Source organism: Pseudidiomarina sediminum DSM 21906 (assembly GCF_000423165.1).
GTDB classification, from domain to species: Bacteria; Pseudomonadota; Gammaproteobacteria; order Enterobacterales; family Alteromonadaceae; genus Pseudidiomarina; species Pseudidiomarina sediminum.
This window is the reverse complement of the sequence record NZ_KE383983.1, coordinates 1,044,400-1,058,717: the sequence shown is the minus strand read 5'-3', so window position 1 is coordinate 1,058,717 and position 14,318 is coordinate 1,044,400. Positions and strand designations below refer to the sequence as shown.

17 protein-coding genes are annotated in these 14,318 nt (G+C 50.0%); 12 read left to right on the top strand and 5 right to left on the bottom strand.

Features of this window, described 5'->3' with window-relative positions:
- Positions 1–10 precede the first annotated feature (10 nt).
- Positions 11–538 (bottom strand): phosphatase PAP2 family protein, encoded by a 528-nt coding sequence (locus G535_RS0110345; protein ID WP_026861996.1) that lies wholly within the window; start codon positions 536–538, stop codon positions 11–13.
- Between the two features lie 176 nt (positions 539–714).
- Between G535_RS0110345 and rsxA the strand changes: the two genes are divergently transcribed.
- From rsxA to G535_RS0110295, 10 genes are read left to right on the top strand one after another with little or no spacing between them, the layout of a single operon-like run.
- Positions 715–1,299 carry an electron transport complex subunit RsxA gene (gene rsxA, locus G535_RS0110340; protein WP_026861995.1) on the top strand — a complete coding sequence of 195 codons (585 nt, stop codon included), beginning with the start codon at positions 715–717 and terminating at the stop codon, positions 1,297–1,299.
- Entirely contained in the window at positions 1,296–1,859 is a 564-nt protein-coding gene (gene rsxB, locus G535_RS0110335; RefSeq protein ID WP_026861994.1) for an electron transport complex subunit RsxB, read from the top strand. Before rsxA ends, rsxB begins: the two co-directional genes overlap by 4 nt.
- Positions 1,859–3,472, top strand: coding sequence for an electron transport complex subunit RsxC (gene rsxC / locus G535_RS0110330; RefSeq protein WP_051207135.1), 1,614 nt, complete (start codon positions 1,859–1,861; stop codon positions 3,470–3,472). The genes rsxB and rsxC overlap by 1 nt, the downstream gene beginning before the upstream one ends.
- Positions 3,469–4,527 carry an electron transport complex subunit RsxD gene (gene rsxD, locus G535_RS0110325; RefSeq protein WP_026861992.1) on the top strand — a complete coding sequence of 353 codons (1,059 nt, stop codon included), beginning with the start codon at positions 3,469–3,471 and terminating at the stop codon, positions 4,525–4,527. Before rsxC ends, rsxD begins: the two co-directional genes overlap by 4 nt.
- Entirely contained in the window at positions 4,524–5,159 is a 636-nt protein-coding gene (rsxG, locus tag G535_RS0110320; RefSeq protein ID WP_026861991.1) for an electron transport complex subunit RsxG, read from the top strand. The genes rsxD and rsxG overlap by 4 nt, the downstream gene beginning before the upstream one ends.
- Entirely contained in the window at positions 5,156–5,842 is a 687-nt protein-coding gene (locus G535_RS0110315) for an electron transport complex subunit E (RefSeq protein ID WP_034728042.1), read from the top strand. Before rsxG ends, G535_RS0110315 begins: the two co-directional genes overlap by 4 nt.
- 18 nt (positions 5,843–5,860) lie before the next feature.
- Positions 5,861–6,499 (top strand): endonuclease III, encoded by a 639-nt coding sequence (gene nth / locus G535_RS0110310; RefSeq protein WP_026861989.1) that lies wholly within the window; start codon positions 5,861–5,863, stop codon positions 6,497–6,499.
- Positions 6,500–6,509: 10 nt separating this feature from the next.
- Positions 6,510–6,908 carry a lactoylglutathione lyase gene (gene gloA, locus G535_RS0110305; protein ID WP_026861988.1) on the top strand — a complete coding sequence of 133 codons (399 nt, stop codon included), beginning with the start codon at positions 6,510–6,512 and terminating at the stop codon, positions 6,906–6,908.
- On the top strand, positions 6,905–7,537 hold the full coding sequence (gene rnt / locus G535_RS0110300; RefSeq protein WP_026861987.1) for a ribonuclease T: 633 nt from the start codon (positions 6,905–6,907) through the stop codon (positions 7,535–7,537). The genes gloA and rnt overlap by 4 nt, the downstream gene beginning before the upstream one ends.
- 37 nt (positions 7,538–7,574) lie before the next feature.
- Positions 7,575–8,192, top strand: a complete 618-nt coding sequence (locus G535_RS0110295; protein WP_084616847.1) for a DUF2238 domain-containing protein — start codon at positions 7,575–7,577, stop codon at positions 8,190–8,192.
- On the opposite strand, the gene G535_RS0110290 is transcribed toward G535_RS0110295, so the two are convergent.
- Both G535_RS0110290 and G535_RS0110285 read right to left on the bottom strand, forming a co-directional pair.
- Complete coding sequence (locus tag G535_RS0110290; protein ID WP_026861985.1) at positions 8,189–9,496, bottom strand: MFS transporter; 1,308 nt, start codon at positions 9,494–9,496, stop codon at positions 8,189–8,191. The two genes, G535_RS0110295 and G535_RS0110290, sit on opposite strands and share 4 nt — an antisense overlap.
- Positions 9,497–9,580: 84 nt before the next feature.
- Positions 9,581–10,495, bottom strand: a complete 915-nt coding sequence (locus G535_RS0110285; RefSeq protein ID WP_026861984.1) for a hypothetical protein — start codon at positions 10,493–10,495, stop codon at positions 9,581–9,583.
- A gap of 135 nt (positions 10,496–10,630) precedes the next feature.
- Here G535_RS0110285 and G535_RS0110280 point away from each other — a divergent pair, with 135 nt between their 5' ends.
- Positions 10,631–11,308, top strand: a complete 678-nt coding sequence (locus tag G535_RS0110280) for a YoaK family protein (protein ID WP_026861983.1) — start codon at positions 10,631–10,633, stop codon at positions 11,306–11,308.
- Between the two features lie 21 nt (positions 11,309–11,329).
- A complete protein-coding gene (locus G535_RS0110275; RefSeq protein WP_026861982.1) occupies positions 11,330–11,767 on the top strand; it encodes a hypothetical protein in 438 nt (145 codons plus the stop codon).
- A 396-nt stretch (positions 11,768–12,163) separates the two neighbouring features.
- On the opposite strand, the gene G535_RS0110265 is transcribed toward G535_RS0110275, so the two are convergent.
- Positions 12,164–13,030 carry a type II toxin-antitoxin system PemK/MazF family toxin gene (locus G535_RS0110265; RefSeq protein ID WP_026861980.1) on the bottom strand — a complete coding sequence of 289 codons (867 nt, stop codon included), beginning with the start codon at positions 13,028–13,030 and terminating at the stop codon, positions 12,164–12,166.
- A gap of 86 nt (positions 13,031–13,116) precedes the next feature.
- Positions 13,117–14,241 carry a hypothetical protein gene (locus G535_RS0110260; protein ID WP_026861979.1) on the bottom strand — a complete coding sequence of 375 codons (1,125 nt, stop codon included), beginning with the start codon at positions 14,239–14,241 and terminating at the stop codon, positions 13,117–13,119.
- Positions 14,242–14,318 lie beyond the last annotated feature (77 nt).

Here is a 14,318-nt window from a genome sequence, read left to right as displayed (position 1 = left end):
TTCTTAAGCGTTACGAACTAACTAAACTGAGCGTCAAACGCGCCAGAGCACTACCTAGCAGTGCGCCAGCAACGATATCTCCGGGATAGTGCACGCCAAGTAGTAAGCGTGACAGTCCAACCACTGTCGCCCAAACAAACCAAAGTGCAGCTAAACTAGGAAAGTAAAAGCTGGCTAACCCAGCAAAAAGAAATGCGGCCGTGGTATGGCCGGATGGAAAACTAAATTGATCGTGTGCTTTGATCACTGCGGTGATCGACAACGTATGGTATGGTCGAGGGCGCTTTAACACGCGCTTAATGGCGATAAACAGCGGCACTTCAATAGCGAAGCCCAGCGCCAGTGCAGCAAACAAAGGGCGCCCCTGTTCTGGAGCTAAGCCGTACAAAAGTGCCGCCATCGCTGCGTAGCAATAGCCGTCGCCCGAGCGTGAGATCCAACGGATCCAGCCTTGTTTGTGGAAACTTTGTGAGCGCTGCGAACACCAACAAAACCATTGCTGATCATAGCGGCTTAAGGTGGCTAACCAACGCACCATAACAGGCTCCTCTGTTCCTGTAGTGGTGCTTAAGTTACGAGAGCCAAGTGGCGGTTTTGCTACAACTTGATGAAGATTCCATGACAAAGTGGATTAACACTACATTATGTCGGTTGTTTCAAAGCGCCAAACATTCGATAATACACATGATTTATTAGCGATTCTGGATGATTCTCATGGGTGAGTATCTACTGTTGTTAGTTGCAACGGTATTGGTCAACAATTTCGTGTTAGTGAAGTTTCTTGGTTTGTGTCCCTTTATGGGGGTTTCCAACAAACTGGAAACCGCGATCGGCATGTCTGCCGCCACAACCTTCGTGCTAACCTTGGCATCGGTCTGCAGTTATTTGGTAAACCATTACCTGCTGCAGCCACTTGGCCTTATGGCGTTGCAAACACTGAGCTTTATTTTGGTGATCGCCGTGGTGGTGCAATTCACCGAAATGGTGGTGCATAAAACCAGCCCAACACTTTACCGCTTGCTCGGTATTTTCTTACCGTTGATCACCACCAACTGTGCGGTCTTGGGTGTCGCCCTGCTGAACATCAACGAACAACACAACTTTATCGAGTCCATTATTTATGGCTTTGGCGCGGCGCTTGGCTTTTCGTTAGTGCTGATCCTTTTTTCTGCCCTGCGTGAGCGCTTGGCAGCAGCCGATGTACCGGTCCCGTTTAAAGGGGCTGCGGTAGGTATGATCACGGCCGGCTTAATGTCATTGGCCTTTATGGGCTTCACAGGATTGGTGAGTGTCTCATGAGTTTAATTACCGCACTTATTGCCATTGGTGTACTTGCCTTAGTATTTGGCTTGGTTTTAGGCTTCGCAGCGGTACGCTTTAAAGTCGAAAGTGATCCTATTGTCGATCAGATTGATGCGATTTTGCCGCAGACCCAATGTGGCCAATGCGGTTATCCAGGCTGCCGCCCCTATGCCGAAGCCATTGCCAACGGCGATGAAATCAATAAATGCCCACCCGGTGGTGAGAGCACCATCAAAGCCCTCGCCGATTTGATGGGCGTGGAGGCGAAACCTTTAGATGCCGCGCACGGCGAAGAAGACGTCAAAAAGGTCGCGGTGATCCGCGAGGACGAGTGCATTGGCTGCACCAAGTGTATCCAAGCCTGTCCGGTTGACGCTATTTTAGGTGCCGCCAAACAAATGCACACCGTGATTGCCCATGAGTGCACCGGCTGTGACCTTTGTGTCGAGCCCTGCCCCGTCGATTGTATCGATATGGTTCCGGTACCGACGCGCCCAGAAAACTGGCAATGGGATCTTGAACAGATTCCAGTGCAAATTGTGGAGGCAACGTCGTAATGTCGACCGCAGCAAATTCAAAAGCAATCGAAGCTGGACAGATTTGGGACTTCCCTGGCGGTATCCATCCACCGCAGCGCAAAGAACTGTCCAACCAAACACCTATTGCGAAGCTTCCGCTCGCCAATACCTACGTCGTGCCCGTAAAGCAGCACGCTGGTGCACCCGCTGAGCTTTGCGTCAGCGTGGGTGAACAGGTGCTACGGGGGCAACCGCTTACCCGTGCGGGGGTGAGCTTGGGATTACCGGTGCATGCCCCGACCTCGGGCACAGTCACTTCGATTGGCCCTGGCCGGATTGCCCACCCGTCAGGAATGACCGATGTGGTGGTGCGTATTGAAGCCGATGGCAACGACACGCCTGCACCACCTCAGCCTTTGCCAGATTATCGTCAAGCCGCACGTGCGGACGTGTTAGAGCGACTGCGTAATGCTGGGATTGCAGGGCTTGGTGGCGCTGGCTTCCCCACCGCCCAAAAACTGGCACTGCAGCGACCGATCGATTATTTGATCATTAACGGTATTGAGTGTGAACCCTACATTAGTGCCGATGATCGTTTGATGCGCGAACATGCTGCGACCATTTTAGATGGTGCTGCCATTTTGATGCACTTGGCCGATGCCAAAAAAGCCCTGATTGCTATTGAAGATAATAAGCCCGAAGCCATTGCCGCAATGAAAGCGGAGCTGACGGATTATCCGAACATGAGTTTGCGCATCGTCCCGACAAAGTATCCCTCAGGTGGTGAGAAGCAGTTGATTCAACTGCTTACCGGTCGCCAAGTACCGAGCAAAGGCTTACCTATTGATATCGGCCTGTTAATGCAAAACGTCGGTACTGCCTACGCCGTTAGCCGCGCCATTCGCCAAGGTGAGCCGCTGATCGAACGGGTCGTTACGGTAACCGGTGAAGCCGTGGAAAAGCCCGGCAATTATTGGGTTCGCCTCGGGACGCCGGTCGGCGAAGTGCTGCACTACACCGGGTTTCAACAAAGCGATCCGGCCCAACGCATTATTATGGGTGGCCCAATGATGGGCTTTACCCTGCCGGATACCGACGTCCCGGTGGTGAAAATTACCAACTGTTTGTTGTTGCCAAGCGTGCAAGAATTGGCGCCGGCGCAACACGAAATGAACTGTATTCGTTGTGGCGCCTGTGCCGATGTCTGTCCCGCACAACTGCTGCCACAACAATTGCAATGGCTCGCCAAAGCCAAAGATTACGACGGGCTTGAAGGGCAAAACCTGTTTGACTGCATCGAGTGCGGCGCCTGCGCCTATGTGTGCCCAAGTGAAATTCCACTGGTGCATTATTACCGCAAAGCGAAAGCGGAAATTCGCACCTTAGCGCGTGAGAAAGCCAAAGCAGAAGTTGCGCGCGAACGCTTCGAGGCACGTCAAGTACGTCTTGAACGCGAGAAGGAAGAGCGTTTGGAGCGTCACCGCAAAGCCGCTGAGGCACGTAAGAAAGCGCAAGCTGAGCAAGTCAAAGCTGGTGGTGATAATCCACAAGATGCTGTCCAAGCCGCTATCGCCCGCGCCAAAGCCCGTAAGGCCGCTCAGCAAAAAGCAGCGGCCGAGCAACCGTCATCGCACGAGGATAACAACGAATGACCTTTAAACTCGCGGCCTCTCCTCACAGCCACCAACGCCGTACCACGCAACAAGTGATGCGTTGGGTTTACGTGGCACTTATTCCAGGCTTGCTAACGCTGATGTATTTCTTTGGTTGGGGGGTGCTGTGGCAACTGGCCTTAGCCGTTAGCACGGCTTTTGTCGTAGAAGCACTTAGCATGCGGTTGCGCGGTCGTACCATTCAATCAGCGTGGCAAGACCATACCGCCTTGGTTACCGCCATTTTACTGGCGATTAGTATTCCGAGTTTAGCGCCTTGGTGGTTGATCGTGATTGGTACCGCCTTTGCTATTGGCGTGGTAAAACACGTGTACGGCGGCGTTGGGCAAAATATCTTTAACCCTGCGATGGCCGGTTATGTGGTGCTCCTTATTAGTTTCCCGGTACAAATGACCAGTTGGCCACTGCCGACGCAAATCAGTCAGTTTGAGCTGAGCTTTATGGATGCCGCTTCAGTCATTTTCACCGGTTTCACACCCGCTGGCTATGATCTTGAACAGTTGCGCATGGGCGCCGATGGCTTGACCATGGCTACGCCATTGGACAGCCTACGCACCGCCTTGAACCATCAACTCACCATTGGTGAAGCACTGCAACAACCAATTTTTGGCACACTTGCTGGCCTTGGTTGGCAGTGGGTCAACCTCGCGTTTTTACTCGGTGGCGTGGTACTCATTAAACAACGCATTATCAGCTGGCACATTCCAACCGGTATGTTGCTTGGCTTAGCAGTGCCAGCGGCGCTGGCGTGGTTGTTTGCCCCGGATCAAAGTGTGTCACCGCTCATGCACTTGTTAAGTGGTGCTACCATGTTGGGTGCGTTCTTCATTGCCACCGACCCAGTGACCGCGGCCACCTCGAATCGCGGACGCTTGTACTTTGGTCTGTTAGTGGGCTTCTTGGTGTTCGTTATTCGCACCTGGGGTGGCTACCCTGACGCCGTGGCCTTTGCCGTGCTCTTGGCAAATATGACGGTGCCGATTATTGATAAATACACGCAACCCGTTGCCTATGGTCATGGAGGTCGCTCATGATTGCCAAAAGCATGCAGCGCAATGGTTTGATTCTGGCCGGTTTTGCCGTGGTGGCGACCTTATTAGTAATGCTCACCGCTAAGCTTACCGCCGAGCCTATTGCCCGTGAACAACAACGTGAATTGCTGCAAGTACTCAATCAATTGTTGCCCGCCGAAGTTCACGACAACGACTTGTACGCCAGTTGCCGTTTGGTCGAGCACTCTGCCCTTGCCAAGCAGCCAACACCGCTGTATTTAGCCACGCGTGACGGCAAACCCACCGCAGCAGCGGTTGAAGTGATCGCCCCGAATGGCTACTCAGGTGCAATTCGCTTATTGGTCGCCATCAACTGGGACGGTACCGTGGCTGGTGTGCGCACCCTCGAGCACAAAGAAACGCCGGGCCTTGGTGACAAAATTGAAATCCGTAAAAGCGCTTGGATCACCAGCTTTGATGGCATGACCGTGAACGGCAACGATGACAACCGTTGGGCGGTAAAACGGGACGGTGGCGTATTTGACTCCTTTACCGGTGCGACCATCACACCGCGCGCGGTGGTGCAAGCTACCGCCCGAGCGGTGCAAACCTTTCAAGCCGAACGTGACAACTGGGCTGCCCTGCCCGCGAATTGTGGAGGTGCCGAAGCATGAGTTATCGTGACATCACATGGCAAGGGCTATGGGAGAACAACCCGGCATTAGTGCAGCTATTAGGCTTATGTCCATTGCTGGCGGTAACCGCTACCGTCACCAACGCCCTTGGTTTAGGTTTGGCCACCTTATTGGTATTAATAGGTTCAAACATTACCGTGTCGTTGGTACGTGATTTCGTGCCCAAAGAAATTCGCATTCCGGTGTTTGTAATGGTGATTGCGACCTACGTTACCGTCATCCAGTTGTTGATGAATGCGTACGTTTACGGCCTTTATCAATCGCTGGGTATTTTTATTCCTCTGATTGTCACCAACTGCGCCATTATTGGCCGTGCCGAAGCCTTTGCCTCAAAAAATCCGTGGCAACGTGCCGCTTTTGACGGGTTGATGATGGGCTTAGGCTTTACCTTGGTGCTGTTAGTGCTCGGTGCGATTCGAGAAGTGATTGGCAACGGTACCTTATTTGATGGCGCGAACCTGTTATTAGGTGATTGGGCGGCAGCCCTGCGCATTGAGCTCTTTAGCGTGGATTACCCCTTGCTGCTGGCGATTCTACCACCGGGTGCCTTTATCGCCATGGGCTTTATTATTGCCTTGAAAAACATTATCGATCAACGGCGTGCCGAACGAGCGAGCAAGCCGGTAAAAGAAGTGACGCGCGCCCGCGTAACCTCACAATAACGACAACGATTGAGACCGATGAATAAACAAAAACGTGTTGAGATTTTAGAGCGTTTACGCGCCAACAACCCAAACCCCACGACAGAGCTCGAGTATTCCTCGAGCTTTGAGCTATTAATTGCAGTGTTACTGTCAGCGCAAGCTACCGACGTTGGCGTGAACAAAGCGACCCGTAAGCTCTTCCCGGTTGCCAATACGCCACAAGCCATCTTAGATCTTGGCCTTGAGGGCGTGAAGGAGTACATCAAAACCATCGGCTTATTCAATTCTAAAGCCGAAAATATGATGAAAACCTGTGCTATTTTGGTCAACGAGCATCATGGCGAGGTACCAGAAAACCGCGAAGCGCTCGAAGCTTTGCCGGGCGTGGGGCGCAAAACTGCGAATGTGGTGCTCAACACTGCCTTTGGTTGGCCCACGATCGCCGTCGACACCCATATTTTTCGGGTATCGAATCGCACCAAGTTTGCCCCAGGTAAAACCGTGCGCGCGGTAGAAGATCGCTTAGAAAAAGTGATCCCCGCCGAATTTAAAGTGGACGCCCATCACTGGTTTATCCTGCATGGGCGCTACACCTGCATTGCGCGTAAACCGCGCTGCGGCAGTTGTATTATTGAAGACTTGTGTGAATTTAAAGAAAAAACCTCAGACGATTAAGGAGTAGTCTATGCGCATGTTACATACCATGCTTCGTGTTGGTGATTTGGACCGTTCGATCAAGTTCTATACCGAATTAATGGGCATGAAGTTACTCCGTCAAGCGGACAACGAAGAATACAAATACACCCTCGCTTTTGTCGGCTATGGTGACGAAAAAGACCATACCGTACTTGAGTTAACCTACAACTGGGGTCAAAGCGAGTATGACATGGGCAACGCCTACGGCCACATCGCTATTGGTGTCGATGACATCTACGCCTTGTGTGAAAAGCTTGAAGCCCAAGGTGCGGACGTTTACCGTAAGCCTGGTCCAGTGAAAGGCGGCAAAACCGTGATCGCCTTCGTTCGTGACCCTGATGGCTACGCCATTGAACTGATTGAACGCAGTGACGACGACGATCTATGAGTGAGCAAGACGTGAGTCTCATGAAGCAACGTTTTCGCGGCTATTTGCCGGTGGTCATTGATGTTGAAACCGCCGGCTTTAACGCGAAAACCGATGCGCTACTGGAAGTGGCGGCAGTGACCCTTGCTTTTGACGAGCAAGGGTGGCTGCATCCCGATCAAACCTTTCACTACCATGTCGAGCCCTTCGAAGGAGCCAACCTTGAACCCGCGGCATTAGAGTTTAATGGCATTGACCCGAATTCGCCGTTACGCGGCGCAGTACCAGAAGGTGAAGCGCTGAAAGAGATCTTCAAGCCTATCCGTAAAGCGCAAAAAGATGCGGGCTGCCAACGTTCCATTCTGGTCGGTCACAATGCCACCTTTGATCACGGCTTTGTGATGGCCGCCGCAGAACGTGCCAACTTGAAACGCAACCCATTTCATCCATTTGTTACCTTTGATACCGCAGCACTAGCGGCGTTAACGCTGGGGCAAACGGTGCTGATCAAAGCCTGCCAAGAAGCTGGCATCGCGTTTGATAGTCGCCAAGCGCACTCTGCGCTGTACGATACCGAACGTACCGCAGAGCTGTTTTGCTGGATGGTCAATCGCTACAAAAATCTCGGTGGCTGGCCACTGGTCAAATAACTCCGACACCGACACCAACAAGAACAAGGAACGCAGCATGCAAACGATGGATCTAAGCCCCGCGGAATACCGCTCAAAAGTCCCGCCACTGTTGGCAGTGATCATCATTGCCACCATGGTATGGTCGTTTATCAATCCAGCGGATAGTGCCGTTTGGTGGGCTGAAATGCTCCCGATAATGATGATTTTTGCTGGGCTGGCGTTGACCTATCGAACCTTTCGCTTTAGCACCGTCAGCTATGTGTTAATGAGCGTGCTGCTCATCATGCATACCATCGGCGCGCACTACACTTTTGCCAATGTTCCTTTTGATTGGTTTACCGAGCTTGGCAACTTCGAGCGCAATCACTATGACCGGATCGCGCACTTTACCGTGGGCTTTTATGCGTATCCTGCCGCCGAGTGGTTGGTACGAAAACAGTGGGCTCGACCGGTAACCGCGATGTTCTTCGGCTTATTCTTCATTATGGCCGTTGCGGCCGCGTATGAAATCATTGAATGGCAATTTGCCGTCATTGAGGGCGGTGATGCTGGCATTGAGTTCTTAGGCTCGCAAGGCGATGTCTGGGACGCACAAAAAGACATGCTGGCCGATACCCTTGGCGCGCTTGCTGCACTGATCGGTTTTGCGTTCTCACGCTGGCGCAAAGGTTAGTGAAGCAACTTCATTCGTGTCAACGGAATCATTGCTAATAACACTGCAAAAAGAGGCAAAAAGGTCATTGCCTCTTTGATGCCAAACGCCGTCCATTCACTGTCGAGGCCTTGATAACCGGTCAGCGCTAGAATCGCACCAACCAAGGCCGCAGAAATGCCCGCGCAAATCTTCATGAGCGGCACAATAATGCCGAAGGTGAAGGCTTCATGACGGCGGCCAAATAGCTGCTCATTGATATCAATGGCGTCAGGCAACAACGACCAGATGATCACATTGATGCCAGCGAAGGCGAATCCGGCAATGAAAAAGGCCAGTGCCGAAGCAATAAAAGACACAGGTGCAAACAACAAGGTTAAGCTGGCCCCAGTAAACACCATCAACGCCAACTTGACCGTATGATATTTGCCAAAGCACTTCGCCGTACGCAACCAACACGGTAACGACAGCAACTGCCCAAGGGTGTATGCCGCCACCAAATAGGTGCTCTGCTCTGCCCCGCCAAGGTACTCTTTGCTATAGAACACGGCGAAACGCGGCATAATAGTGACAAACAATGACACTAAGATGACGAACAACGACAACCACATCAGATAACGGTTCTGCAGGAGTTCTAGGAACGACGCGCCCATGCTGCTGCTGCGGCGGCTGCTGACCATCTGTAACTGACCACGACGACCAATCGCCGCCACACAGCTGTACATCACCAATAAATACGCCACACCAACCATCACCGAGAACATCACAAAAGGTTCGGCGGTGGTTTCTTGCCGCAACACTGGCGCTGCCAACCATAACAACAACAAGGTACCGACCGAACTAAAGAAAAACCGATAAGCTGACAACACAGTGCGTTCATGACCATCGCTGGTGAGGTTTGCCAATAAAGAGTTGTGAGCAATATCGATAAAGGTGTAACCAATCCGAAACAACAGCCCAGCGACCAACACGGCTGCAATTGTGTGCGTCGGGAACAGTACCGGTAAGGCAAAAATGCCGCTAAAAGCCAACGCACAAAAGGGAATGGAGCAGGCTAAGATACGTCGATAACTTTTAAAAAAGTGACTGTAACGATCCACCAAGAAGCCAGCCAAAGGGTCCGACAGACCATCCCACACCAAGGTCAGAAAAATCAGACCTCCAGCCAAAGCCGGTGGCAAACCCAGAATATCGGTTAAGTAATACAAGTAGAACAGCTCGACAGTGTTCCATTGCAGTGACTTCCCCATATTGCCCGACGAATAGCCGATGCGGAGGGTTTGCGGTAGCGGGTATGCGCCCGAGGTTGCCATGCGCTGCGCCATAACTGCGCCATAGGTTGGTAGAAATGCGCGTCATAGTGCATGACAATCACCGCAAAGAAAAGTGACGTTTTTAAGACACTAACTTTAATCGAGAGCTTCAATTTCCTCGTACAATGCCACTAAGTGTTGCCGCTGCTGTGTCAAAAAACGCGTTTTTTCTGGCGATAAATAGCCACTTGCCACCAGTGTGTCCAATTGAAAGAGATAGCGTGTCAGACTTTGCAACATACTCGTCCGCATTCTCGGTAGCAACGCTGCATCGTTATATTTTTCAGGCCAAGTATTCAGGGCATTCGTCACGCTAATGTCCACTCGCTCATACAGGGTGTTGGTGATGGCGTCATTGAGCTGTCCCCTCCCTTGTCCAAGCAAGTGCTGATAGACTTGCTGATTACCGCTAAGCATCGCACGTTCAAACAACAGTTGATAATGCTCAGGACCAAAACCGCCTTGCTCCAAGAGTACATCCAGAGCTTCAGGATCTGCTAGGTTTCCAGCGGCGCTAATCCATATTTGGTTCGTGAAGGCAAAGCTGCCATGGTCAAAAAATGCTTGTATTTGTTCGGCGCTAATCGACCGATCGAGCACCAAGGCTGCAAACAACGGGCTATACGGCATTGCACCATTCTGCGGCCCTTCTTTCAGCGACGCATTCACACGAATAATGCCAGCATCGAGTAACGCCAACAGTAATTTCGCAACTGGAATTCCGTCCGCTTGAACCGACTGTTTTGCCACCTGAGTTAGCAATTCTTGAGGTAATAAGTTTTCGTATGCGGTTAAATCCAAGGCAACCGGTTGTTGGTCATCCAACGCTGGAGCAGGCTCAGAAAAGTGACGCAGTTGTACCGGGGTTTGCGTCAAGTTATCTGCCGCAGACGACGCCTCTGACTGTTCTGCCTTGGGCTTCAACATTACCGCCCCGGTACTCCAGAGAAAACCGACGGCTCCGACCAAGACGATACCAACAACTACGGTCAATGAACGTTGCGAAATCATTTTTTTCTTCCTTAAAAACAATAACAAATAAGAATAATTCTCATTAAGATAAATGTCAAAGCAATCCATACGACGTCCTTCGCTAAGAGGTGATACACTGCTAGTCCTCATTCTTATTGTCGTGCGGACGGAGTCATGATTTCACGTTTACCGAACTGGGTTGAAACGGGCGCTTTTGTGCTTGCGCTCATTGCTGGCTACGTGAATGCCATTGGCTTTTTGAGTTTTGAGCACCAGTCGGTATCGCACGTTTCAGGTACCGCCACTTTGATTGGCGTAGGTTTGTTGTCGAGTTCAATGGCACAACTATTGCACTTGGTCGGGGTGTTGGTGGCGTTTTTCTTCGGTGCAGCCATTGCAGGCGTATTGGTACACGGCGCTACGCTCAAGCTGGGACGGCATTACGATACCGCTCTTGTTATCGAAGCTCTGTTATTGCTCGGCGCCATGGTGTTACTGAGCGAGGGTTCATCATACGGGCATTTCCTAGCATCTGCGGCATGTGGCCTACAAAACGCCCTCGCCACCACCTACAGCGGTGCTATTGTGCGTACCACCCATGTGACCGGGATCTTCACCGATCTCGGTTTAATGCTCGGTGCGGCCTTGCGCAAACAGCCCTTTGATCATCGCAAAGCCAAACTCTTTTTAATCATTGTCTGTGGTTTTATTTTCGGCGGCACTGCTGGTACCTACGCCTACACGCAATGGCTCTACACCGCGTTAGTCCTTCCCAGCGGCGCGTGCTTGCTCTTAGCAGCGCTCTACCACGGCTATCGCCGTCGCCGCCGCGAAGATTTGCAAGTGGAATAATTGATGTTTACAGGAACAAACATGCGTAACAACAACTCGCTATTACTCGTCGCAGCCACAAGCGCGCTGCTTGCCGCCGTCGCCCATCTTATTTGCATTGTTTGGGGGCCTGATGGCTATCGCTTCTTCGGGGCTGGTGAACAAATGGCGCGCCTCGCCGAACAAGGACATTGGTATCCAGTGACCATCACCCTTGTCATCGTTGGCGTGCTTATTGTGTTCGCGCTCTATGCACTCTCTGGCGCCGGCATCATCCGTCGCCTGCCCCTGCTCCGCTTCGCTCTTGTGGGGATTAGTCTGGTCTTTTTAGCGCGTGCCCTTGGCTTTGTTGCCATCATGCCAATGTTTCCTGAGAACAGCCTTACCTTCTGGCTTGTTTCGTCTGGCATCTGTTTCATTATTGGCGCGAGTTTCGCCTGCGGCACCTATCAACGCTGGCGCGCACTTAGTAAAGGATAAAACCTACGATAGCGCAGCGATAAGTGCGCCCTGCCCGACTCGCACTTCCAAAACGTACGATCGACTGTTCACCCAAAGTGGAATGGCAGGTCTGTGCCAAGGGCGGACGCTAACTGTGTTATAAATGGGGTATTTACACAGCTACCTCTGGTAAAAATAACGCCGCTACAACCTACGGGCAAAGTGCAGCCTGTATTGGATTACAATGGCAGGAGGCGCAGCGTAGAACGCAAAAAGCCACCCGAAGGTGGCTTTTCTTGGAACTTCTTTTAGCAGCGAGCCGTTTCCGACAAACACCTCAGTTTTAGCTGCTTCCACTAAGGCTATATCTCTTACTAGGTGAGCTTGCGCTCTCAGTCTGAGATTATAACACAAAGCCTCGCTCCTGCAACAATGCTATTTTGTATATTCTTCAAGCATCTCCCAAAGCTCGGCATTCTTCGCGTTGAGACACTTTATTCTATTGTTTTTAATGGTTATTTCACCATTAAGTGCGTCTATCTGTTCATCCTTAGATTCGATAGAGCGAAGGATGTTATCACCACCAACTGCCGTAAAAACAGCTTTCTTTATGTTTACAACGTCATCATTTGAAAGTTTTTTTTCGACTCGATAGTCGTATTGTCGTCTACCTTCATCCGTATTGAACCTAACAGGGAATAGTCTATGGCCCGATACATATGATATGGCAGCAGTTTTTGCAAAACACCTAGGGTTGTTAAAAGTGACCAAATCCGGTGGCAAGCTGGTTATTCCCACGACGGTCCGATGATCTTTGGCCTTATTCCCTTTACTTATAGGGACTACCAATGCAGGATCTTCTTTGTTTGACAAGACAACCACCAGCCTTCGCTTAACCATTTCATATGGAAGCTTGCTGTTGAAGTTTGAAATGGTTGTGGACGGTTGATTTCCAAGGGAGATATCTTGTGAGAAATAACCGAAGTCGCACTCTAAAAGTCGCCCACGAACCAGCTTACTGCCATTCGAGCTATGCTTTTCTGAAATCGATTTTGGAAGGTATTGTAACGGCGAAAGTGTTATTTCACATTCAATAGTCGCATTCTGAGTATCCTGTATCGTATCAATTTTTTCTACTTTCCAGTTTTTGATTTCGCTAGAAGTGAACTCTTTTCGAATAAAAATATTCTGATCAACTGGGTCATGCGGCAATTCGCGAACGGCGATATCAGATGAAGCTTCCTCACCTAGAATAACAGTAGGCTCTTCCGCGTTTAAAAAAGTCACCTTGATAATAGTCATATTTCCCTTGAAATCATTACCATACGACACTTTCCAGACTGGACTTGTAATGCCGCATTAAGCGGCTTGTCCGCTGAAATGCTTTGTTAACCATTGGAGCTATCTGGGTTAATAGGATGAAGAGTAATATCTTCAAAATTTTCAAAGTCACCTTCCCACCCTTCTTCCCCGGGGATTTTATGAATCATTTTCCAATATTGAACTTTAGACCACTCAATCTCATTGACTCTACCTATGATACTTTGAAAGCTTTTGGATTTGCGCTTAATTAAGTAGCAATCTAAGTTATTTCTCTCGTAGTCCATACCACGAAGCTTACATGCACATACCAGAAGATCAACTAATACGCTCAAGGAAGCATTCGCACTTTCAAATGAGGGTTCAGTCCCTCTATGAATAAATTTGTTGCGTTCGTCGCGGACTGAACTGAGATTATCGTATGTTTTATCCGAGATTATATCTTTCTGAAAAAGTAGTTCTGATTTGTGTGCTGCTGTCCATTGTTGCGATGCTAAAAACTTACTTCTTTTGTGGATATGCTCATTCTTGGACTCTGCAACCACCACGAAATGCCATATGTGATCTAGAAGCTGCTCAATAGATATCCATGAGTGAGTTAGCGACTCTTTAGTTTGCCTATTAATGTAATTAGTAAAACCTGTAACCAACAACGAAGGTGACAGGTTCTCAATAGACTTTAGTATTCTAGCCCCATATAGATAAGCAGACTCAATCTCTGAAGCCAATATCGTCGGAGGGTCTAAAAGCTTTATTCTATCGTTACTGCCAGCATTCTTATTTCCTAACTCTTGATGTAACAAACCATTCCGACCGAAACTCTGGACATGCCGAAAATACCCGACTTCTGTCATTTCTCCTCGAGACAAATCCTGTTGCTCTACACTCTCGATGTAAACGCCACCTAAAAGTATTGACGCAAAGATTCTATTATATTCACTTAGCGTTGCTTCAAGAGAAGAGTACTCTCTAATCGCAGGTAAGATGAAACTTCCATCATAAGCCACACATAGTGGAAAAGGCTTTGCGATTTCAGCGTCAAAAAACTTTGATGTTCTGTGGAGCTTAACGTAGTCATAGCTATTGCTGTTAATTTGCTGAATAGTGCACATCCACGCGTCACTTTCATCATCCCTCAAGATCAATCGAAAAGGGCTGGGATTAGCTATGTAAATTGGAACGGTTACGCTCATAATACCTTCTGGTTAATGCCGCCATAAACAGTACGAGCTTTCGAGCGTCCTGCGACCAACGGCAGCGAATTTAATGG

What these genes read in the sequence shown, in the direction of transcription:
- G535_RS0110345 (WP_026861996.1), bottom strand. Translation starts at nt 538, where the DNA reads ATGGTGCGTTGGTTAGCCACCTTAAGCCGCTATGATCAGCAATGGTTT.
- rsxA (WP_026861995.1), top strand. Translation starts at nt 715, where the DNA reads ATGGGTGAGTATCTACTGTTGTTAGTTGCAACGGTATTGGTCAACAAT.
- rsxB (WP_026861994.1), top strand. Translation starts at nt 1,296, where the DNA reads ATGAGTTTAATTACCGCACTTATTGCCATTGGTGTACTTGCCTTAGTA.
- rsxC (WP_051207135.1), top strand. Translation starts at nt 1,859, where the DNA reads ATGTCGACCGCAGCAAATTCAAAAGCAATCGAAGCTGGACAGATTTGG.
- rsxD (WP_026861992.1), top strand. Translation starts at nt 3,469, where the DNA reads ATGACCTTTAAACTCGCGGCCTCTCCTCACAGCCACCAACGCCGTACC.
- rsxG (WP_026861991.1), top strand. Translation starts at nt 4,524, where the DNA reads ATGATTGCCAAAAGCATGCAGCGCAATGGTTTGATTCTGGCCGGTTTT.
- G535_RS0110315 (WP_034728042.1), top strand. Translation starts at nt 5,156, where the DNA reads ATGAGTTATCGTGACATCACATGGCAAGGGCTATGGGAGAACAACCCG.
- nth (WP_026861989.1), top strand. Translation starts at nt 5,861, where the DNA reads ATGAATAAACAAAAACGTGTTGAGATTTTAGAGCGTTTACGCGCCAAC.
- gloA (WP_026861988.1), top strand. Translation starts at nt 6,510, where the DNA reads ATGCGCATGTTACATACCATGCTTCGTGTTGGTGATTTGGACCGTTCG.
- rnt (WP_026861987.1), top strand. Translation starts at nt 6,905, where the DNA reads ATGAGTGAGCAAGACGTGAGTCTCATGAAGCAACGTTTTCGCGGCTAT.
- G535_RS0110295 (WP_084616847.1), top strand. Translation starts at nt 7,575, where the DNA reads ATGCAAACGATGGATCTAAGCCCCGCGGAATACCGCTCAAAAGTCCCG.
- G535_RS0110290 (WP_026861985.1), bottom strand. Translation starts at nt 9,496, where the DNA reads ATGGCGCAGCGCATGGCAACCTCGGGCGCATACCCGCTACCGCAAACC.
- G535_RS0110285 (WP_026861984.1), bottom strand. Translation starts at nt 10,495, where the DNA reads ATGATTTCGCAACGTTCATTGACCGTAGTTGTTGGTATCGTCTTGGTC.
- G535_RS0110280 (WP_026861983.1), top strand. Translation starts at nt 10,631, where the DNA reads ATGATTTCACGTTTACCGAACTGGGTTGAAACGGGCGCTTTTGTGCTT.
- G535_RS0110275 (WP_026861982.1), top strand. Translation starts at nt 11,330, where the DNA reads ATGCGTAACAACAACTCGCTATTACTCGTCGCAGCCACAAGCGCGCTG.
- G535_RS0110265 (WP_026861980.1), bottom strand. Translation starts at nt 13,030, where the DNA reads ATGACTATTATCAAGGTGACTTTTTTAAACGCGGAAGAGCCTACTGTT.
- G535_RS0110260 (WP_026861979.1), bottom strand. Translation starts at nt 14,241, where the DNA reads ATGAGCGTAACCGTTCCAATTTACATAGCTAATCCCAGCCCTTTTCGA.